The sequence below is a fragment of the Streptomyces sp. YIM 121038 genome, assembly GCF_006088715.1.
In the GTDB taxonomy this organism is placed as follows: Bacteria; Actinomycetota; Actinomycetes; order Streptomycetales; family Streptomycetaceae; genus Streptomyces.
The window spans coordinates 1,094,502-1,116,084 of sequence record NZ_CP030771.1 but is presented as its reverse complement, the minus strand read 5'-3'; the positions used below and the strand labels follow the sequence as shown (position 1 = coordinate 1,116,084).

Sequence of the window (21,583 nt, the reverse complement as noted above, 5' to 3'; positions counted from 1 at the left end):
TCACCGGATTTGTGCGGCGCGGCCGCGCGGGCCGCGCCATGACCGGCGGAAATTCGGATGAACCGGGGCGCCGCCCTTGTTACCGTGATCGGCATGGCACGAGGCATCTGGTCGCAGAAGGTCCGCTCCGCCCGCTGACGGCGGCGCCTTCCTCTGCTGAATCCGCGCTCGCCGTCCCGGTTCCCGCCGGGCGGCCGCTGTGCGCTGCCCGGCTCCCTGCGAGCTGCGGAGCACCCCGTGAACCTCACGCCCACCCCCGAAACCCCGCCCCTGCCCGTCGAGGCGGGCGGCAGCGCACACGTCCGCGCCGAGGGCGTCACCGTCACCCGCGGATCCCGCCGCGTCCTGCACGACGTCTCGGTCACCGTCCCCGCCCGCTCGCGGCTCGCCGTCGTCGGCGAGAACGGCCGGGGCAAGACGACGCTCCTTCACGTCCTCGCCGGACTGATCGCGCCCGACGAGGGCAGCGTGCACCGGGCCGGCACCATCGGCCTGGCCCGCCAGGAGCTCGCCGTACCCGACGGCGCGACCGTGGGCACCCTGACGTCCGCGGCGCTCGCCGCCTCCCTCGCGGCCCTCGCCGCCCTGGACGGGGCGACCCACGCCCTGGCCGAGGGCCGCCCCGGCGCCGACGACCGCTACGCCGCCGCGCTCGACGCCGCCACCCGGCTCGACGCCTGGGACGCCGAACGCCGCGTCGACGTCGCCCTGGAGGCCCTCGGCGCCCCCGCCGACCGGGAGCGCCCGCTGGCGACCCTCTCCGTGGGGCAGCGCTACCGGGTCCGCCTGGCCTGTCTGCTCGGCGCGCACCACGACGTCCTGCTGCTCGACGAGCCGACCAACCACCTCGACGCCGACGGCCTGGACTTCCTGACCCGCAGGCTGCGCGAGCACGCCGGGGGCCTCGCCGTCGTCAGCCACGACCGGGCGCTGCTGCGCGACGTCGCCGACCGCTTCCTCGACCTCGACGCGACCCGGGACGCGAGGCCGCGCCTGTACGCCGGCGGCTACGACGCCTGGCAGGACGCCCGGCGCCGTGAGCGCGAGAGCTGGGAGCAGGACCACCGGGAGCAGCAGGCCGAGCACCGGCACCTGCAGGACGCGGTGTCCAGGGCCCGCGACCGGCTCTCCACCGGCTGGCGGCCGGAGAAGGGGACCGGCAAGCACCAGCGCCAGTCCCGCGCGCCGGGCGTCGTCCAGGCCCTGAAGCGGCAGCAGGACGCCCTGGAGGCGCACCGGATCGACGTCCCGGAGCCGCCTGCGGCGCTGCGCTGGCCGGACCCGGGCGTCCGGCCGGGGGCGCCGCAGCTGCGGGCGCACGGCGTCGCGGTCGAAGGACGCCTGGCGGGCCCGGTCGGCCTCAGCGTCGACGGCGGCGACCGGCTGCTCGTCACCGGGCCGAACGGCGCGGGGAAGTCCACGCTGCTCGCGGTGCTCGCCGGTGCGCTCGCGCCCACGGAGGGGTACGTCCGGACGGCCCGGGGCGCGCGGGTCGTCCGGCTCACCCAGGAGACGGCGGGGCAGGACCCCGCGCTCACCGCCCGCGAGGCGCACGCCCGGCATGTGGGGCGGCTCGTGGCGGGAGGGACGCTGCGCGACGCCGACGCCGTCCCGCTCAAGGCGCTCGGCCTGCTGGACGCCGAGGCGCTGCGCACCCCGGTCGGGCGGATGTCGCAGGGGCAGCGGCGGCGCCTCGACCTGGCCCTCGCGCTGGCCGCGCGGCCCGGTCTGCTCCTGCTCGACGAGCCGACCAACCATCTGTCGGCGGCGCTCGTCGACGAGTTGACCGACGCCGTCCGGGGGACGAGCGCGGCCGTCGTCGTCGCCACGCACGACCGCCGGCTCCTGCGGGACCTCGCGGACTGGCCGCGCCTGGTGCTCGCCGAACGCCGGGAATGACGACGGCCGGGCCGGAACGGTGCATACCGTTCCGGCCCGGCCGTGGGCGGGGCGGGTATCAGGCCGTCGCGGGCTCCGGCGCGGCCTCGGTGGCCTCGGCGGGCTCGGCGGGCACCCGGTGCAGGCCCTTGCGGTCGTACAGGCGGGTCATGCCGAAGCCGAACAGCAGGGAGACGACCAGGGCGATGCCCATGGAGATCCAGGCGCGGGTCAGTCCGGCGTCGCCCTGGGCGCCGAAGTACAGGATGGCGCGCAGGCCCCCGGTGAGCTGGCGCAGCGGCTCGAACTCGGCGAGCGCGCGGAAGAACCCGGGCAGCGCCTCCAGCGGCACCGTGGCGCCGGAGGACGGGACGGCCATGGCGACGAAGACGATGGTCGAGAGCAGCATGCCGGGGGTGCCGAAGACGGCGAGCAGCGCAAGCGCGCTGAGGCCGACGACGGCGATGGTGCCCACGGAGTAGAGCCAGAGCAGGCCGAGGTGGTCCGCGTCCATGCCGAGGACGCCGACCGTGGCGAGCTCCACGAGGGAGCCCATGACCACGGAGAGACCCAGCATCAGGGCCGAGTTGATGGCCAGGGTGCGCACGCGGCTGGTGCGGCGCAGGGGGTTGCGCTGGCGGAACGGGCCGAAGTCGGAGTGCAGATAGCCGAGCGCCGTGTCGACCTGGGAGTGGATCACGTTGGCGGCGAGCATGCCGGAGACCAGCAGGACCAGGGCGTAGTAGAAGGCGCTCAGGCCCATGGCGCTGTGCGTCTCCAGCGGGTGGCCGTCGGCGACCTGGACGGTCACGGGGTCGGTGAGCATCAGCCGGGCGGCGGGGGCGAGCGGCGCCTTCTGCTCGCTCGCGCGGCCGAGGAGCTCCTTGCCGAGCTGCGCGGACGCGGCGTGGGCGGCCTTCTGCGTGGCCTGGCTCGCCATGGAGGAGCCGAAGCTTCCGGCCGCCTGGTTGGTCAGCACCGTCAGGGTCGGCGCGGCGGGGTTCTTCTGCTGCGCGCTGCTGAGGCCGCCGACCGTGGCGGTGAAGTCCTTGGGCACGACGAGCGCGCCGTAGAGCTTGCCCTGGCCGAGGCGCTTGTCGGCCTCGGCCTGGCTGAGGACCTGCCAGTCGATGCTGTCGTTGTCCGCGGCGGCCTTCTTGATGCCGGAGACGACCTGGTCGCCGACGTTGAGGTGCTGCTTGCCCGTGCCCGCGCCGCGGTCGTTGTTGACCAGCGCGACGGGCAGGTCACGCAGGTTGCCCTTGGGGTTCACGTTGCCGCCCACGTAGAGCAGGGCGAACAAGGTGGAGACCACCGCGACGATGATGCCCGTGCCGATCCACAGCCGGGGGCTGCGGAGCGCGGACGAGGGCTGAGGGGAAGGCATGGACGCTCCAGTGCACTGACGCTACGTAACTAGATACTTAAGGTATCCAGCTCTAGATAGTGACAGTATCGAGTTGGTGGTGTCCAATTGCCGTGAGGGGCTGCCGGGACGCGTCCCCCGTCGTCGAGGAAGCCGCGTGAAGATCTCCGAGCTCAGCCAGAGGACCGGCGTACCGGTCGCCAGCATCAAGTACTTCCGGCGCCAGGGGCTGCTGCCCGCGGGCCGCGCGACGGCCGCGACGCTGGCCGAGTACGGCGAGGAGCACGTCCAGCGGCTGCGCCTGATCAAGGCGCTCACCACGCTCGGCGGCCTGTCCATCGCCGCCACCGGCGACGTCCTCGCGGCGGTCGACCGGGCCGACAGCACCGACGGCACGCTCAAGGCGATCAGCTACGCACTGCCGGTGCCCGTCGCGCAGGCCCCGGCCGGGGACGGGGAGCGGGAGGCGGCGGCCGAGGCGGCGGCGGAGGCGGACGCCGCGGACCTCATCGCCGCCATGGACTGGCAGGTCCCCGACGACTCCCCGCACGTCCAGGGGCTGACGACGGTGCTGCGGGAGCTCAGACGCCTCGACGCCAACTACCGCCTGGACCGGCTCGCCGCCTATGGGGAGCTGGCCCGGTCGATCGCCCGCCTCGACCTCGAACGCGCGGCGGACTTCGACGACTCGCCCGCCCTCGCCGAGCAGGCCGTGGTCGTCCTCGCCCTCTCCGGCCCCGTACTCGAACTCCTGCGGCGCCTGGCCCAGGAGGACCAGGTGCGCCGCCGGATGGAGGCGGCGGGGGGCTCCGGCGACGCGTGACCGCCCCGGCGGAGCCGGTCGCTCCGCCGGGAAACGCGGTGGAGCGCCTCCGCTCCCGCTGGCTAAGGTCGCCGGATGACTACTCGTACCTTCCGTATCACCGTGCGCGGTGTCTTCGACGGACTGACGCCCGACCAGCGGGCCGAGCTGCTGGCGCGGGCTGCGGAGCACGACGTGCTGCGCGCCGCCTTCACGCCCGAGGGGCACCTCAGCTACGACATCGCGGCCCGGCCCGCCTTCACCTTCCGCTTCCAGGCCGAGGGGGAGGCGGAGGAGGACATCCTGGAGGCGGCCGACCGGGCCGAGGCGGCCGCGAAGGCGTGGCTCGCGCGGGGCGGCTACGGCTACAAGAACCTCCGGTCCCAGGCCGAGGACCTCTCGCAGGCGCCGCTCGGCAAGCGGCGGCGCCGGGCCGCCGCCCAGCGGCGCACCTGACCCGACTCCGATTCTTGACTGCTCAAGCTTTGCCTTAAGCTTGAGCAGTCAAGGAGGAAGCAATGACTGATGCCCTCGACGCGTCGCTGCGTCTCGTACGGGCCCAGACCGCCCTGGTGAAGCGGTTCGACGCGGCCCTGGGCGGCCTGCACGGCGTGAGCCTGGCCGACTTCACCATGCTCCTGCGCCTGGGGCAGGCGCCCGGCGACCGCATGCGCCGGGTGGACCTGGCCGAGGCGCTCGGCCTGACCGCGTCCGGAGTGACCCGGGGCCTGGCCCCGCTGGAGCGGATCGGCCTCGTCACGCGCGAGGCGAACGCCCGCGACGCCCGGGTGGCGTACGCCGCGCTGACCGACACGGGCCGTGAACGCCTGGCGGAGATGCTCGCCACGGCCGAGCGGGTCGCCGCCGACGTCTTCGCGCCGCCCGCGTGGGCGACGGAGGACGTCGCCTCCCTGTCCGCCGCGCTGACCCGCCTCGGCGGCACCGGCCTCGACGGGCGGGGCGCCACCCCATCCGCCTGACCTGGGGCCTCGGTGCGGCCTTCACCCGGGGCCGCACCGAGAGGGATCGCGTGCGGAGTCCTCGCCGGAGCCGGGCCGCCCGTCGGCGACGGCACGCGTGCGTGTCCGGCCGCCGCCGCGCCGCCCCGCGCGTGCGGGCCTGCCGAGGACGACCCCCGCCAGCACCAGGGCGAGCCCGCACAGTTGCCGCACGGTCAGCACCTCCGCGGCGACCGCCGTGCCGAGCAGCACGCCCGTGAAGGGATTGAGCAGTCCGATCAGACCCACCGTCCCCGCGGGCAGATGGCGCAGCCCCGTGAACCAGGCGGCGAAGGCCAGGGCCGTGGCGATCAGGCCGACGTAGACGAACGCGAGGATCTCGGAGAGGGAGAGCGCGGCGGGCGGGCCCTCCACGGCGGCGGCCACCGGGAGCAGGAAGAGGCCCCCGGCGGTGAGCTGCCAGGCGGTCGAGGCGAGCACGTCGGCGTCGGCGCTCCAGCGCTTGGCCAGGACGTAGCCGAAGGACGACATCAGCATGGCGGCGGCCGAGGCGAGGACGCCCGGCACGCTCACCCCTTCCACCCCCGTGAGCAGCATGAGGCAGACCCCGGCGAGGCCGACGACCGCGCCCGACAGGTGGGTGGCGCTGGGGCGTTCGGACACCACGAGCCAGGCGATCAGCATCATCGTCAGCGGGGACACCGCCATGACCGTGGCGGCGACGCTCGTCGGCAGCAGCTGCGAGGCGACGTAGACGAGGACGAAGAACACGCTCACGTTGAGCAGGCCGAGCACCGCGGAGCGCCACCACCACGCGCCGCGCGGCCGCTGCCCGCGCACGGCGAGGAGCAGTAGGCCCGCGGGCAGCGCGCGCAGTGCGGCCCCCGACAGCGGGCGGTCCGCGGGGAGGTACTCGTGCGTGACGAAGTAGTTCGTGCCCCAGGCCACCGGAGCGATCGCGGTCAGTGCCACCCATCGCACATTGGCTTCCATGGAAGCTAATATAGCTTCCTGGGAAGTTAGTATGTGCGGATGGACGATGTGCGCAGGGGGGACCAGCCGCGGGACCGCGTGGCCCGCATCCAGGCCGACTGGCGCCGCGAGCGGCCCGATGTCGACGTCACCCCGCAGGGGGTGATCGGCCGGCTGCACCGCCTGGCCGACCGGCTCACCGAGCAACTCTGCCTCGTCTATGGGCAGTACGGTCTCGGTGAGGGCGAGTTCGACGTGCTGTGCGCGCTGCGCCGGGCCGGAGCGCCCTACGAGCGGGCGCCCGGCGAGCTGGCCGCGCACACCATGGTCACCACCGGGGCGATGACGAAGCGGATCGACCGCCTTGAGCGGGCCGGACTCGTCACCCGGCGCCGCTCCGGCGACGACCAGCGCGGCCGCATCGTCGCTCTCACCGGGCCCGGACGGGAACTGATCGACGAGGCGTTCACCGACCACATGCGCAACGAACGTCAGCTGGTGGACCTCCTGACCCCCGACGAAGCGGCGTCGCTCGAAGCACTGCTCACGACCTGGCTCTCCCGTGTGGAACCGCCGCACACGCGTGACGGTGGGTGAACGAACGCGGGCGACACCGGCGGTGCCTGGGCGGGCTCCGTCGCGGGCGCGCCGGACCGGCCGACGGGGCGGGCGAGACGCCGGGACGGCCCGCTGGGGCCGGGGCGGAGGCCATGGCCGGTGAGGCGGGCGCGGCCGTGGGCGCGTGGGCGCCACCGATGCCGAGGGGGGCCGCCGCCCGAACGTGCATGATCTTCCCGCTGTTCGGGCACCGCGTACTGCACCGGGCGGCTGGGCTTCGCGCCCTCCAGGGCATCTCGGGCTTACGCCTGCGACCTGCGGATACCTGGTGCTGGTGGGGGGCGGGTCCGGCTTCACCGCGCGGACGGTGTGCGGACGGTCGCCGTCGGTCCGCCGTTCACCCGGGCCGCGCGGCCCGGGTGAACGGCCCGGTGGCGGGCCCGGCCGCGACGGGGGGCTCCGGAGAGGTGCCCGCGCCCCGGCCGGGCGTCGCCGGGCGGCGCGGAGAGTGTGAGGTGGGCCACGGAGAGTGGGTATGGGGGCCCGAAACGGGCAGGAAACGGAGCCTGATCGTGGCCGAACGGGCATGGGCGTGGCGCGGAGGCGCGGCCCGCGGGAGCCGCGCAGGACGTAGGGCATATGCCAAAGTCATCTATCGCGGTCGCAAAATTACGTAGAGTAACACCAGGTGGAGTGGGTGTGAATGATTCGCTGCCGCATATTTGTCAGCGCGTAAACGACCCCCGGCGCCGCCCGTGAAGGGCCGCGAGGGAGTGTTGTTTTCGCTCGCGACGGCCACAAAAAGAGAGGCTGGTGCGGGCAGCGCCCACGGGGATATGGTTGGTCGCAACACGAGAGTTCGGATAACGTAATCCTCTGACCTCGCACGATCCGGCTGCACATCCCATCGGACTTCCCGGTGGATCGCCTTGCCGGAATATCTTCCTTGAGGCCGGTGCTCGCACGGGGGCATGCGAAAAAGACGCCCGAGCCCGGCAGTCGACCGTATAAGTGTTGGCCTTTTTCCTGTGTGCCGTTTCCGTTGCCCCTGGAGACCGGGGCGGGCTGAGCGCGCCCCTATGAATAGGGCTCCCATATCACCGTTCCTAACCCCGGCCTGTCTCTGGTCGGGGCTAATGGCAGTTTGCTTGTCGCCCTTTTACCTGGTGCGCGCTGATCGGGCCAACTTCCCTCCTATTTTTTCCTGCCGCTGTGACTCCAGTGGCCGCCCCGTCGCCCCGGCCGACCGTCCCGCGGTGGCGCGAAGTGCTCGCCCCGGTGGGCGGCGCCGGTGCCGGCCCGCCCCGAGCCCGCCGTGCGCCCCGCGCTCGGCAGCCGCGCAATGGCCCTGGGACGTGCGGATTCTCGGAGGTGTGAGCGTCGCGGACCGGGGCGCTCCACGCGGGGCCGCGCTCCATCCCGGCCGTCAGGGCAACGCGTACCCGGGAACATCGCCGCCGTGCAAGCGCCGCAGCCCTGCCCGCCGCCGACGTCCCCGGCCAGTAATGATTTCCGGGTTGGCGCGATAATGTGACCTTGGTGGCCTGAATGGTGTGGCTGCATGGTCTTCGGGCACCGAAACACGCCTCTGACATGGGTTTTCCAGCCATCCGGAACGCCAGGCGCTTTCTGCCCGAAAGGGCAAGCCTTACTGCGCCATGGGGCATGGGAGAGGCTCGCTCGTCTCCTCTGCGACCGCTGCGGGGCGCGCAGATTACGGAAGTCCGCTCGGTGAATTCCGCGAGTCCGCGGGGCTACGGCCATTCCCACCCGCCCGCCGCTCGTAAACGCCTTGTAAGTAGGGTGTAAACGGCGGCGTTCGCGCCCCAGGCTGAAAATGTTCGTCGGTTGACATTTTTCGAAGCGCTGGTTTTGACTTGCACTCGTTGTCGCGGAGGATTGGCTGAGAAAGGCTCGATCCAATCCGGGCCGAGCAACCATCAGTTCAGTACTAATGGACGACTCACGGGGGCGGAGACCGCCATGTGCGAATCGGTACGAGTGGACACCAGCGCTGTCGCCGTCATCGGTGCCGCACCCGCGGCACCGGTGCGGGCGCGGCAGGATCCCGGTGTACTGGCCGAGCTGACCGGTGTGCCGTTGCCCGCGGACCGGGCGGCCGAAGCGGAATCGGCGTGGACGGCCTGTGAGGACGCGGGCATCGGCACCCGCGACCGTGCGGACATCGATGTCTTCCTTGCGGCCGACGACGCGGGCGCGACCGAAGCAGCCGTGGCCGACGCGGGCGCCATCGAAGCGGACGCCGCCGAAGCGGACGCCGCCGAAGCGGACGCCGCCGAAGCGGACGCCGCCGAAGCGGACGCCGTCGTAACGGGCGCCGCCGAAGCGAGCGCGACCGGCGCGGGCGCGGAGGAGACGGGCGCGGAGGACGCGGGCAAGGACGGCGCCGGCGAGCTGGCGCGGATCCTCGGCCTCCCCGACCCGGCGAACCCGCACCGCACCGGCCGCACCGGCCGCGCCCCCCTCGCCGAAGCGGTCGCCGCCCTCCGGTCCGGCGCGTGCGCCACGGCCCTGGTCGGGGCCGACGGCGCCTTCGTCGTGCTCGCCCGCCGGGACGACGCCCGGACCGCGGCCTTCGCCTACCGGCTCGACGACGACCACGCGTGGCCCGACTCGGTCCCCGCCCTCGTCGAGGCCGCCCTGCGCGCGGGCCGCCCCGGGGCAGGGCGCACCGCCCCCGAAGGACCCGCGGTCCCGGTCGCCCTGTCGGCGCACAGCCCCGGCGCCCTGCGGGCACGGGCCGCCGACCTGCACGCGCTGCTCACCGCCGAGCCCGGCCTGCCCGTCGTCGACCTCGCCTACTCCCTCGCGACGACCCGGCCCGCGCTCGCCCGCCGCGCCGCGCTCACCGGCGGCGACCGCGCACGGCTCACCGACGAGCTGCTCGCCCTCAGCGAGGGCCGCTTAGTGGTGCCGGGCCCGGCGTTAACGGCGTCGGCGCTCCCGGCCGCGGACCCCACCGACGGCATCGCCTTCGTGTTCCCCGGGCACGGACCGCAGTGGCTGGGCATGGCCGACGAACTCCTCGCCGCCCACCCGGTCTTCGCCGACCAGCTGCACGCCTGCGCGGACGCCCTCACGCCGTACGTGGACTGGCCCGTCCTCGACGTCCTGCGCGGCACCACGGACACACCCTCCCTCGACCGGCCGGACGTGGGGCAGCCCGCGCTCTGGGCGATGATGGTGTCCCTGGCCGCGCTGTGGCGGTCCTGGGGCGTGCGGCCCGGCGCCGTCATCGGCTCCAGCGTCGGCGAGATCCCGGCCGCGACGGTCGCGGGCGCGCTGTCCCTGGAGGACGGCGCGCGGGCCGTGGCCCTGTTCAGCCAGGCCCAGGTGCACCTGCTCGAACGCGGCGTGATGGTCTCGGTCCTCGCCTCCGCCGACGAGGTGCGCGAGCGCCTCACCCGCTACGAGGGCCTCGACCTGGCCGCCGTGCACGCCCCCGGCTCGGTCCTGGTCTCCGGCACCGAGGACGCGGCCACCGCACTCCTCGCCGACCTCGCCGCCGACGGCATCAGGGCCAGGAGCATCGACATCCGCCTCGCGGCCCACGGCCGCCAGGTCGACGCGGTCCTCGACCTGATGGGCACCGACCTGGCCCCCCTCACCCCCCGCCCGACGGACGTGCCGATCTACACGGCCACCACGGGCGCCCGGGTCGACCCGCTCACCCTCACCGCGGACCACTGGTGCCGCAACCTGCGCGGCACCGCCGACTTCCAGAGCGCCACCCGCGCCGCGCTCGCCGCCGGACACCGGCTGCTCCTGGAGTCGAGCCCCCACCCCGTCCTGACCCGGGCCGTGCAGGAGACCATCGAGGACGCCGCCGTCGAGGCCGCCGTCGTCGGCACGCTGCGCCGGGGCAAGGGCAGCGCCGACCACCTGGCCGCCGCGCTCGCCGCACTGCACGCGCACGGCGCACTCCCCGACTGGGAGGCGGTGTTCGCGGGCCGGGGCGCCCGCGCCGTGCCCCTGCCCGCCTACCCCCTGCACACGGTGCCCGAGGCCGCCCCCGCCGCCTCGCTCGCCGACCGGCTCGCGGACGCCCCCGACCGCCCGGAACTCCTGCTCGACCTGGTTCGCACCCAGTTGGCCGCCGTCGTCGGGCCCCTCGGCACCGCCGCCGACGTGGACGCGCCGCTGCTGGAACTCGGCCTCGACTCGGCCGGCGCGGTGACCCTGCGCAACCTGCTCAACGCGGCCACCGGCCTGAACCTGCCCGTCTCCGCGGTCTTCGACAACCCCACGTGCCGCGGCCTCGCCGAGCACATCGGCCGGATCGTCCTCGGCACCCCCACCGAGGACGACGAGCCGGTGACCCTCGCCGCGGTCGAGGACGACGAGCCGATCGCCGTCGTGGCGATGAGCTGCCGCCTCCCCGGCGGCGTACGCAGCCCCGAGGACCTGTGGACGCTGCTGTCCGAGGGCGGCGACGGCCTCACCGCCTTCCCCGCCGACCGGGGCTGGGACCTGGACGGACGCTACGACGAGGACGCCGAACGGGCGGGCGGCTACTACCAGCGCGAGGCCGGATTCCTGCACGAGGCCCCCCAGTTCGACCCGGAGTTCTTCGGCATCTCGCCGCGCGAGGCCCTGGCGATGGACCCCCAGCAGCGGCTGCTCCTGGAGATCTCCTGGGAGGCCCTGGAGCGGGCGGGCATCGACGCGGCCCAGGTCCGGGGCAGCCGGACGGGCGTGTTCGTGGGCGCCATGACGATGGACTACGGCCCCCGTCTGCACGAGGCGCCCGCCGACCTGGAGGGCTACCTCCTCACCGGCAACACCGCGAGCGTCGCGTCCGGCAGGCTCTCCTACACCTTCGGGTTCGCGGGACCGGCCGTCACCGTGGACACGGCGTGCTCGTCGTCGCTGACCGCCCTGCACGTCGCCGTGCAGTCGCTGCGGCGCGGCGAGTGCCCCCTCGCCCTCGCGGGCGGCGTCACGGTCATGCCCTCGCAGGGCATGTTCGTGGAGTTCAGCAGGCAGCGCGCGCTGGCCCCGGACGGCCGGTGCAAGGCGTTCTCGGCGAGCGCGGACGGCTTCGGCCTCGCCGAGGGCGCCACGATGGTGCTCCTGGAACGCCTCTCCGACGCACGGCGCAACGGCCACCCCGTCCTCGCGCTGATCAAGGGCACCGCCATCAACCAGGACGGCGCGTCCAACGGCCTCACCGCCCCCAGCGGCCCCGCGCAGCGCCGGGTGATCCGGCAGGCGCTCGCCGACGCGGGCGTGTCGGCCGCCGAGGTCGACGCCGTGGAGGCGCACGGCACCGGCACCCGCCTCGGCGACCCGATCGAGGCGGACGCGCTGCTCGCCACGTACGGCCAGGAGCACACGGCGGACCGCCCGCTCCTGCTCGGCTCGGTGAAGTCCAACATCGGCCACACCCAGGCGGCCTCCGGCGTCGCGGGCCTGATCAAGATGGTCCTCGCGCTGCGCCACGGCGTGCTGCCCAGGAGCCTGCACATCACCGAGCCCACGCCGCACGTCGACTGGTCGTCGGGCGCGGTGTCGCTGGTCACCGAGACCACGCCGTGGCCGGAGGTCGCACGCCCCCGGCGCGCCGCCGTGTCCTCGTTCGGCATCAGCGGCACCAACGCCCACGCCGTCCTGGAGCAGGCACCCGACGACATCCCGGCCACCCCGGAGACCCCGGCCGACCCGCCGTCGGCGCCGGTGCCCTTCGTGTTCTCCGCGCGCACCGAGGACGCCCTGCGCGCGCACGCCTCCCAACTCGCCGTCGCCGCGGAGGAGTTCGCTTCCGCCGACATGGCGGACACCCTGCTGTCCCGGTCGGTGTTCGAGCACCGGGCCGTGGTGGTCGGGGGTGGCGCCGAGGCGTTGGCGGCGGTGGCTCACGGGGCGGAGTCCGCCCGGGTGGCGGTCGGTGTCGCGCGGCCTGCGGGGAAGGTGGCGTTCGTGTTTCCCGGTCAGGGGTCGCAGTGGCTGGGCATGGGGGTGGAGCTGGCGGAGTCCTCGCCGGTGTTCCGCGCCTCCCTCGACGCGTGTGCGCAGGCGTTGGCGCCGTATGTGGACTGGTCGTTGTACGACGTCCTGAACGATGCCGCCGCACTGGAGCGCGTGGATGTCGTGCAGCCCGCGCTGTGGGCGGTGATGGTGTCGCTGGCCGCGCTGTGGCGCTCGTACGGTGTGGAGCCCGACGCGGTCGTCGGCCACAGCCAGGGGGAGATCGCCGCCGCGCACGTGGCGGGCGCGCTGTCCCTCGCCGATGCCGCCAAGGTCGTGGCGCTGCGCAGCAAGGCGATCCTTGCGCTCTCCGGGCAGGGCGGCATGGTGTCGCTCGCGGTGACGGTCGAGGCCGCGCGGGAGCGGATCGCCCGCTGGGACGGCCGGATCTCCGTCGCCGCGGTCAACGGCCCCGGCTCGGCGGTCGTGGCGGGCGACGCGGACGCCCTCGACGAGCTGATGGAGGCATGCGCCGCCGACGACGTACGGGCCCGCCGGGTCCCCGTCGACTACGCCTCGCACTCGCCGCACGTCGAGCGCATCCAGGAGGAACTGGCCGACGTGCTGGCCGGGTTGGAGCCCGTGCCCGCGCAGGTGCCGATGCTGTCCACGGTCACGGGGGAGTGGCTGACCGGGACCGAGGTCGGGGCCGCGTACTGGTACCAGAACCTGCGCAACACGGTGCGCTTCGAGGAGGGCACGCGCGGTCTGCTGGACCGGGGCGTGGGTGTGTTCGTGGAGTGCAGCCCGCACCCCGTGCTCACCTTCGGCGTGCGCGAGACCCTGGAAGCGGCCGACGCCGAGGCCGTCGTGGTGGGCACGCTGCGCCGCACCGACGGCGACCTCGACCGGTTCCTGCTGTCGGCCGCCGAGGCGTACGTGGAGGGCCTGCCCTTCGACTGGCGGGCCGCGGTGCCCGCCGGGCAGCACGTGGACCTGCCGACCTACCCCTTCCAGCGCAGGCGGTTCTGGCTGGAGGAGACCGCCCGTACGACGGCGGGCGACGACCCCGCCTTCGCGGAGTTCTGGTCCGCGGTGGAGCGCGGCGACCTCGCCGCGACCCTCGACGTGCCCGCCGACGCCCCCCTGACCGACGTCCTGCCCAGCCTGGCCGACTGGCGGCGGCGCAGCCAGGAGCGGTCCGCCGCCGACGCGTGGCGCCACCGGATCACCTGGCGCCCGCTCGCCGCCGCCCCCGCGCCCGCCCTCACCGGCACCTGGCTCGTGGTCGGCTCGCGGGCCGAGGCGGAACACCCCTGGCACACGGCGGCCGTCGAGGCGCTGCGCGCCCACGGCGCCGACGTCCTGGAGGCCGACGGCTCGCCCGAGTCGCTGCGCGCCGTGGACGTCGTACCCAGCGGCGTCCTGTCGCTGCTGGCCCTCGACGAACGGCCCGACCCGGCGGCCCCCGTCGTCCCGAGCGGCCTCTCCGGCACGCTGGCGCTCGTACGGGCGCTCGGCGACGCCGGGATCGGCGCGCCGCTGTGGCTGGCCACGACGGGCGCGGTGTCCGTCGGCCGGTCCGACCCGCTGACCCACCCGGCGCAGAGCCAGGTGTGGGGCCTCGGCCTCACCGTCGGCCTCGAACACCCGGACCGCTGGGGCGGACTCGTCGACCTGCCCGTGACCCCCGACGCCCGGACCACGACGCGGCTCGCCGCCGTCCTGGCCGGCCGGGCGGACGAGGACCAGCTGGCGATCCGCGCCTCCGGCGTGTCGGTACGCCGCCTCACACCGGCCCCCGCGCCGGCGGCGGCACCCCCCTGGCGGGCCACGGGCACCGTACTCATCACCGGCGGCACCGGAGCCATCGGCGGCCACGTCGCCCGCTGGCTCGCGGGCAACGGCGCCGAGCACCTCGTGCTGACCAGCCGCCGCGGCGCCGACGCGCCCGGCGCACCCGAGCTGGCGGCCGAGCTGACCGCGCTCGGGGTCCGGACCACCGTCGCCGCCTGCGACGCCGCCGACCGCACCGCCCTGGCCGAGCTGTTCGCCCGGCTCGACGCCGACGGCACACCCGTCCGCTCGGTCTTCCACGCGGCGGGCACCGTCCCGTCCCTGCCGCTGGCCGACACCGAGACCTCGGACCTCGCGTACGCCCTCGCCGCGAAGGCCGCGGGCGCGGCCCACCTCGACGAGCTGTGCGCCGGGCGCGACCTCGACGCGTTCGTCCTGTTCTCCTCCGGCTCCGCCGTGTGGGGCAGCGGCGAACTGGGCGCGTACGGCGCGGCCAACGCCTTCCTCGACGGACTCGCGCAGCGCCGCCGCGCCGACGGCCTGCCCGCCACCTCGGTCTCCTGGGGCATGTGGGCGGGCGGCGGCATGGTGACCGGCGACCTGGACGACCAGCTGCGCCGCAGGGGCATGCGCCCCATGCGGCCGGAACTCGCCGTCGGCGCGCTCGCCACCGCCCTCGCGACGGGCGAGACGACCCTCACGGTCGCGGACGTCGACTGGGCCCGCTTCGCCCCCGGCTTCACCGCGGCCCGCTCGCGCCCGCTCATCGGCGAGATACCCGACGTCGTCGCGCTGGCCGAGCGGGACGCGGCGGAACAGCCCGCCGCCGGAGGGGCGCTCGCCGACCGGCTCGCCGGGCTCACCGAAGCCGAGAGCGACCGGCTCCTGCTCGACCTGGTGCGCGGCCACGCGGCCGCCGTCCTCGGCCACGACGGCGCCGACACCGTCACCCCCGACCGGGCGTTCCGCGAGCTGGGCTTCGACTCCCTCACCGCCATCGAGCTCCGCAAGCGCCTCACCACGGCCACCGGCGTACGGCTGCCCACGACCGTCGTGTTCGACCACCCCACGCCCACGGCGCTGGCCCAGCACCTGCACACCGTGGTGCTCGGCGAGCGGCACACCGCCGCGGCGGGCCGGGTCGCCGCCCGCGCCGCGGACGAGCCGATCGCGGTGGTGGCGATGAGCTGCCGCTTCCCCGGCGGCGTCGGCGGACCCGAGGACCTGTGGGACCTCGTCCTCGCCGGGCGCGACGCCATCGGGCCCTTCCCTGACGACCGGGGCTGGGACACCGACCGGCTGTACCCGGCCGACGCGGAGGCCCACGGCCGCAGCCGCACCCTGGAGGGCGCCTTCGTCTACGACGCGGGCGGCTTCGACGCGGGCTTCTTCGGCATCGCCCCCCGCGAGGCCCTGGCCATGGACCCCCAGCAGCGGCAGGTGCTCGAACTGGCCTGGGAGGCCTTCGAACGGGCGGGCATCGACCCGTCCTCGGTGCGCGACAGCCTCACCGGCGTGTTCGTCGGCGCCTCACCGCAGAGCTACGCGGGCACCCTGGAGCAGGCGGCCCCCGAGATGGACGGCTACCGGCTGACCGGCGACGCGCTGAGCGTCGTGTCGGGCCGCGTCGCCTACGCCCTCGGCCTGCGCGGGCCCGCCGTCACCGTGGACACCGCGTGCTCGTCGGCGCTGGTCGCCCTGCACCTCGCGGTGCAGTCACTGCGGTCCGGGGAGTGCTCGATGGCCCTGGCGGGCGGCGCCGCCGTCATGGTGACGCCGACGGCCTTCGCCGAGTTCAGCCTCCAGGGCGGCCTCGCCCCCGACGGCCGGTGCAAGCCGTTCGCCGACGCGGCCGACGGCGTCGGCTGGGGCGAGGGCGCGGGCCTGATCCTGCTGGAGCGGCTCTCCGACGCACGCGCCAACGGCCACGAGGTCCTCGCCGTCGTCCGGGGCTCCGCGACCAACCAGGACGGCGCGTCGAACGGCCTCTCCGCGCCCAACGGCCCCGCCCAGCAGCGCGTCATCCGCGCGGCCCTCGCCAACGCGGGCCTGACGACCGCCGACGTGGACGCCGTCGAGGGCCACGGCACGGGCACCCGCCTCGGCGACCCCATCGAGGCACAGGCGCTCCTCGCCACGTACGGCCAGGACCGCCCCGCGCGGCGGCCGCTGCTGCTCGGCGCCCTGAAGTCGAACATCGGCCACACCCAGGCCGCCTCCGGCATCGCGGGCGTCATCAAGATGGTGCAGGCGCTCCGGCACGGCGTGCTGCCGCGCACCCTCCACCTCGACCGCCCCTCCCAGCACGTCGACTGGACGACCGGCGCCGTCGAACTCCTCGCCGAGCAGCGGCCGTGGCCGGAGTCCGGCAGGCCGAGGCGGGCCGCCGTCTCCGCGTTCGGCGTCAGCGGCACCAACGGCCACGTCATCCTCGAACAGGCCGAACCCGCCGCCCCGGCCCCGGCGGCCGAGCCCGACGGCCGACTCCTTGCCTGGCCGCTGTCCGCCCGCGACACCGCCGCGCTGCGCGAGCAGGCCGTCCGCCTCGCGGCCGCCGTGGACGAGCGGCCCGGCCTGTCGCCGGTGGACGTCGCCGCGACGCTCGCGCTCGGCCGGGCCGCGCTCGACCGGCGCGCGGTCGTCCTCGGCACCGTCGCGCCCGAACTCCAGGCCGGTCTCGACGCGCTGGCCGAAGGCACCGACCACCCGGCGGTGGTGCACGGCGCCCCCGACGGCGGCACGTTCGCCGTGCTCTTCTCCGGCCAGGGCTCCCAGCGCGTCGGCATGGGCCGCGGCCTGTACGAGGCGCACCCCGTGTTCGCCGACGCCCTCGACGAGGTGTTCGCCCACCTCGACCCGCTGCTCGACCTGCCGCTGCGCGACGTCGTCTTCGGCGCCGACCAGGCCGTCCTCGACCGCACCGAGTACGCCCAGCCCGCGCTGTTCGCCGTCGAGGTCGCCCTGTACCGGCTGTGGACGTCCTGGGGCCTGCGGCCCGACGCCCTGGCCGGGCACTCCATCGGCGAACTGGCCGCCGCGCACGTCGCGGGCGTGTTCTCGCTGGCCGACGCCTGCGCGATCGTCGCCGCGCGCGGTGCGCTCATGCAGGCGCTGCCCACCGGCGGCGTCATGGTCGCCGTACAGGCCACCGAGGAGGAGATCGCGCCGGAGTGCTCCGAGCACGTCGGCATCGCCGCCATCAACGGCCCGAACTCCCTCGTCCTGTCCGGCAGCGACCTCGAAGTGCTCGCCCTCGCCGACCGCCTCAAGGCACAGGGACGCAAGGTGACGGGCCTGCGGGTCAGCCACGCCTTCCACTCGCCGCTGATGGAGCCGATGCTCGACGCGTTCCGCCGGGTCCTCGAAGGCGTGTCGTTCGCGGCGCCCCGGATCCCGATCGTGTCCACGCTCACCGGCACGCCCGTCGACGCCGAGGAGCTGGCGTCGCCGGACCACTGGGTGCGGCACGTGCGCCGGCCCGTACGGTTCGCCGACGGCGTCACGGCGCTCGTCGCGCAGGGCGTGACGACGATGCTGGAGTGCGGGCCCGGCGGCGTGCTCGCCACGATGGGCCAGGACAGCGCCCCCGACACCGTGTTCGTCCCGACGCTGCGCTCCGACAGGCCCGAAGCGGACGCCCTGACCCGCGCCGCCGCGCACCTCCACGTCCGCGGCGCCCGCTTCGACCTGGCCGCCGCCCTCGGCGGCCGCGGCGCCCGCGTCGACCTGCCCACCTACGCCTTCCAGCACGAGCGGTACTGGCTCACCGCGGCCGTGGCGCCCGCGGGCGACGGAGCGACGGCGGCCCTCGGCGTCGCCACGGGCGACCACCCGCTGCTCCGTGCCGCGGTCGCCCTGCCCGACTCCGACGGCGTGGTGTTCACCGGCAGGCTGTCCACGCGGACCCAGCCGTGGCTCGCCGACCACGGCGTCGGTGACCGCGTCCTGTTCCCCGGCACGGGCTTCCTCGACCTCGCCCTGCACGCCGCGGGCCACTGCGGCCTCGACACCGTCGAGGAACTGACCCTGCACGCCCCCCTCGTCCTGCCCGAACGCGGCGGCGTCGCCCTGCGGGTCGCCGTCGGCGCGGAGACCGACGGCGGCCGGAGCATCCGGGTGCACGCCCGCGCCGAGGACGCCGACCGGGACGCGCCGTGGACCGAGCACGCCTCCGGCAGGCTCACCACGGGCGACGCACCGGCGACCGACCTCGCGGCCTGGCCGCCTGAGGGCGCGACGCCCATGGACGTCGACGACGTCTACGACCGGCTCACCGCACTCGGCTACGGCTACGGGCCCGTGTTCCGCGCCCTGCGCGCCGCCTGGCGCCTCGGCGGCGACGTCTACGTCGAGGTCGCCCTGGAGGACCCGGCGGGCGGCGAGGGCTTCAGCGTGCACCCCGCCCTGCTCGACGCCGCGCTGCACGCGCCCGTCCTGCGCGCCCTGGACGAGACCGGCAGCGGCCCCCGCCTGCCGTTCGGCTTCACGGGCGTACGCCTGCACGCCGTCGGCGCCTCGACGCTGCGGGTGCGCTGGACGCCCACCGGGCAGGACACGATGGCGCTGGCCGTCGCGGACCCGGCGGGCAGGCCGGTGGCGACCGTCGAGTCGCTCGTGATGCGCCCCGCGGACCTCCGCAAGGCCGCGGCCCCGGCCGCGGACGCCCTGTTCGCCCTGGAGTGGGTGCCCGTCGAGACCTCCGGCGCGAGCCCGGCCGGGCTCGCCGTCCTCGGCACCGACGACCTCGGCGCCCACGCGCCGACCGTGGCCGACTTCGGCGCCCTCGACGGCGTGACCGACCTGCTCGCGCCCTGCCCCCGACCGTCCGCCGCGGACGCGCGGACGGTGCGGGAGACGGTGGCCTGGGCCCTGGCCCTCGCCCAGGACTGGCTCGCCGACGAGCGGACCGCGCACACCCGCCTGGTGTTCGTGACCCGCGGCGCCGTCGCCACCGCGTCGCCCGACCCGGCGCAGGCCGCCGTGTGGGGCCTGGTGCGCTCGGCGCAGACCGAGAACCCCGGCCGCTTCGCCCTGGTCGACCTCGACGACACCGACGACTCCGCCCTGGCCCTGCCCGCCGCGCTGGCCTCCGACGAGCCCCAGACGGTCGTACGGGCGGGACGGGTCGACGCGCCCAGGCTCGCCCGTGCCACCACCGACGGCCTGCTCACCCCGCCCGCCGACGGCCCCTGGCGGCTCAGCGCGGCGGCAGGCGGCTCCCCGGACGACCTCGCCCTGGTGCCGCACCCCGACGCCGCCGCGCCCCTCGCGCCCGGCGAGGTCCGCGTCGCCGTCCGCGCGGCGGGCCTGAACCCCAGCGACGTGCGCACCGCCCTCGGCACCGAGGCCGACGCGGCCCTCGGCAGCGAGGTCGCGGGCGTGGTGACCGAGGTCGGCACGGACGTCACCGACCTGGCGGTCGGCGACCGCGTGCTCGGCGCCGCCACCCACGCCTTCGGGCCGCTCGCGGTCACCGACCGCAGGCTGCTCGCCCCGATGCCCGCGGCCTTGACCTTCGCGTGCGCCGCCGCCCTGCCCCAGGCCTTCGTGACCGCCCACCACGCCCTGGCCGGGCTGCACCGGGGACAGCCCGTCCTCGTGCCCGCGGCGGCCGGTGACATCGGCACGGCGGCCGTGCAGCTCGCCCGGCACTGGGGCGCGCGGGTGCACACCACCGGGACCGGCGGCGACGCCGAGGTCCTGCTCACCCCGCCGACGGCGGAGGCCGAAGCCCTCCCGGATCCGCTGGAGTTCGCGTACGACAGCCCTCAGCCGGACCCCGACCGCTTCCAGGAGATCCTGACCGAGGTCCTCGCCCTCTTCGAGGCGGGCGCCCTGAGCCCCCTGCCCGTCCGCACCTGGGACGTGCGCCGCGCACCCGAGGCGTTCCGCGGGCTCGGCCAGGACCTCGGCGCGGCGAAGGCCGTGCTGACCGTGCCCGCACCGCTCGACCCGGACCGCCCGGTCCTGGTCACCGGCGGCCTCGGCACGCTCGGCGCCCTCGTGGCCCGGCACCTGGTCACCGACCGGGGCGTCCGCAGGCTCGTCCTCGCGGGACGCAAGGGGCTCGCGACCGACGGTGCCGCGGAGCTGCGGGACGACCTCGCCGCGCTCGGCGCCGAGGTGACCGTGGCGGCGTGCGACGTGGCCGACCGCGCGTCCGTGGCGGCGCTCCTCGCCTCCCTCGACCGGCCGCTCGGCGCGGTCGTGCACGCGGCGGGCGTCGTCGACGACGGCGTACTGGAGTCCCTGACGCCCGAGCGGATCCACCGCGTGTTCGGCCCGAAGGTCGACGGGCTGCTGCACCTGGACGAACTGACCAGGGACGCCGACCTGTCCGCGTTCGTCGTCTTCTCCTCGGCCGCCGGGATCCTCGGCAGCGCGGGCCAGGCGAGCTACGCGGCCGCGAACACGGCGCTCGACGCCCTCGTGCGCCGCCGCCACGCGCTCGGCCTGCCCGGCGTCTCCCTCGCGTGGGGCATGTGGGCCGCCGCCAGCGGCATGACGGCGGGGCTCGACGGGGGCGACCGGGCCCGGCTCGGCCGCTCCGGCATCCTCGAACTGCCCACCGAGGACGCGCTCGCGCTGCTCGACGCGGGGACGCGGGACGACCGCGCCGAGCTCGTGCCGGTCCTCCTCGACGCCGCGGCCCTGCGCGGCCAAGCGGCCGACGGCACCCTGCCGCCGATGCTGCGGGGCCTGGTCCGCGCCCCCGCCCGCCGCGCCACGACGGCTCCCGCCGCCGCGACCACGGCGTTCGCCGACGTCATCGCGGGCCAGTCCGCGGCCGAGCGCGAGCAGACCGTGCTCGACCTCGTCTGCGCGCAGGTCGCGGCGGTGCTCGGCCACTCCGCGGCCACCCACATCGATCCCGGCCGCGGGCTGCAGGACCTCGGCTTCGACTCGCTGACCTCGGTCGAGCTGCGCAACCGGCTCACCGCGGCCACCGGCCTGCGACTGCCCTCGACGCTCGTGTTCGACCACCGGTCGGCCGCCGCGATCACCCGGCACGTCCTCACCCTGCTCCCGCGCACCGAGCCCGAGCCGGAGACCGGTGTGCTCGCCCAGCTCGACCGGCTTGAGAGCTCACTGCTCGCCCTCGCCGACGACGGCACCGCCACGAAGGTCGACCTGCGGCTGCGGGCCCTGCTCGCCAAGTGGAGCGACGCGCGGGCCGGTGACGCGGACGACGACGCGGACATCGAGTCCGACGTCTCCGCCGCCACCGACGACGAACTCTTCGGCTACCTCGACAACGAACTCGAGACCTCGTGACCAGGTCGGACCGCGTCGAACCCGTCCGCACCGCTGTAAGGAGCACAC

The 21,583-nt window shown here is 75.4% G+C and carries 8 protein-coding genes; 6 read left to right on the top strand and 2 right to left on the bottom strand.

Going from position 1 to position 21,583, the window contains the following annotated elements; all coding sequences use genetic code 11:
• Window positions 1-237 precede the first annotated feature (237 nt).
• Window positions 238-1,899 carry an ATP-binding cassette domain-containing protein gene (locus tag C9F11_RS04225; RefSeq protein WP_138957976.1) on the top strand — a complete coding sequence of 554 codons (1,662 nt, stop codon included), beginning with the start codon at window positions 238-240 and terminating at the stop codon, window positions 1,897-1,899.
• A gap of 58 nt (window positions 1,900-1,957) precedes the next feature.
• Here the strand turns inward: C9F11_RS04225 and C9F11_RS04220 are convergent, their stop codons facing one another.
• The gene (locus C9F11_RS04220) at window positions 1,958-3,265 is read right to left on the bottom strand and encodes a YhgE/Pip family protein (protein ID WP_138957975.1); all 1,308 of its coding nucleotides are present in this window, start codon (window positions 3,263-3,265) and stop codon (window positions 1,958-1,960) included.
• 136 nt (window positions 3,266-3,401) lie between these two features.
• On the opposite strand from C9F11_RS04220, the gene C9F11_RS04215 reads away from it, so the two are divergent.
• From C9F11_RS04215 to C9F11_RS04205, 3 genes are all read left to right on the top strand, one after another.
• Window positions 3,402-4,067 (top strand): MerR family transcriptional regulator, encoded by a 666-nt coding sequence (locus tag C9F11_RS04215; RefSeq protein WP_138957974.1) that lies wholly within the window; start codon window positions 3,402-3,404, stop codon window positions 4,065-4,067.
• 75 nt (window positions 4,068-4,142) lie between these two features.
• On the top strand, window positions 4,143-4,502 hold the full coding sequence (locus C9F11_RS04210; RefSeq protein ID WP_138957973.1) for a DUF6204 family protein: 360 nt from the start codon (window positions 4,143-4,145) through the stop codon (window positions 4,500-4,502).
• A 62-nt stretch (window positions 4,503-4,564) separates the two neighbouring features.
• A complete protein-coding gene (locus tag C9F11_RS04205; protein WP_138957972.1) occupies window positions 4,565-5,026 on the top strand; it encodes a MarR family transcriptional regulator in 462 nt (153 codons plus the stop codon).
• A 21-nt stretch (window positions 5,027-5,047) separates the two neighbouring features.
• Here the strand turns inward: C9F11_RS04205 and C9F11_RS04200 are convergent, their stop codons facing one another.
• On the bottom strand, window positions 5,048-5,998 hold the full coding sequence (locus C9F11_RS04200) for an EamA family transporter (RefSeq protein WP_138957971.1): 951 nt from the start codon (window positions 5,996-5,998) through the stop codon (window positions 5,048-5,050).
• Window positions 5,999-6,037: 39 nt separating this feature from the next.
• Between C9F11_RS04200 and C9F11_RS04195 the strand changes: the two genes are divergently transcribed.
• Together C9F11_RS04195 and C9F11_RS48500 are read left to right on the top strand one after the other, a co-directional pair.
• Window positions 6,038-6,574 carry a MarR family transcriptional regulator gene (locus C9F11_RS04195; protein ID WP_138957970.1) on the top strand — a complete coding sequence of 179 codons (537 nt, stop codon included), beginning with the start codon at window positions 6,038-6,040 and terminating at the stop codon, window positions 6,572-6,574.
• A gap of 1,944 nt (window positions 6,575-8,518) precedes the next feature.
• The gene (locus C9F11_RS48500) at window positions 8,519-21,535 is read left to right on the top strand and encodes a type I polyketide synthase (RefSeq protein WP_269078070.1); all 13,017 of its coding nucleotides are present in this window, start codon (window positions 8,519-8,521) and stop codon (window positions 21,533-21,535) included.
• Window positions 21,536-21,583 lie beyond the last annotated feature (48 nt).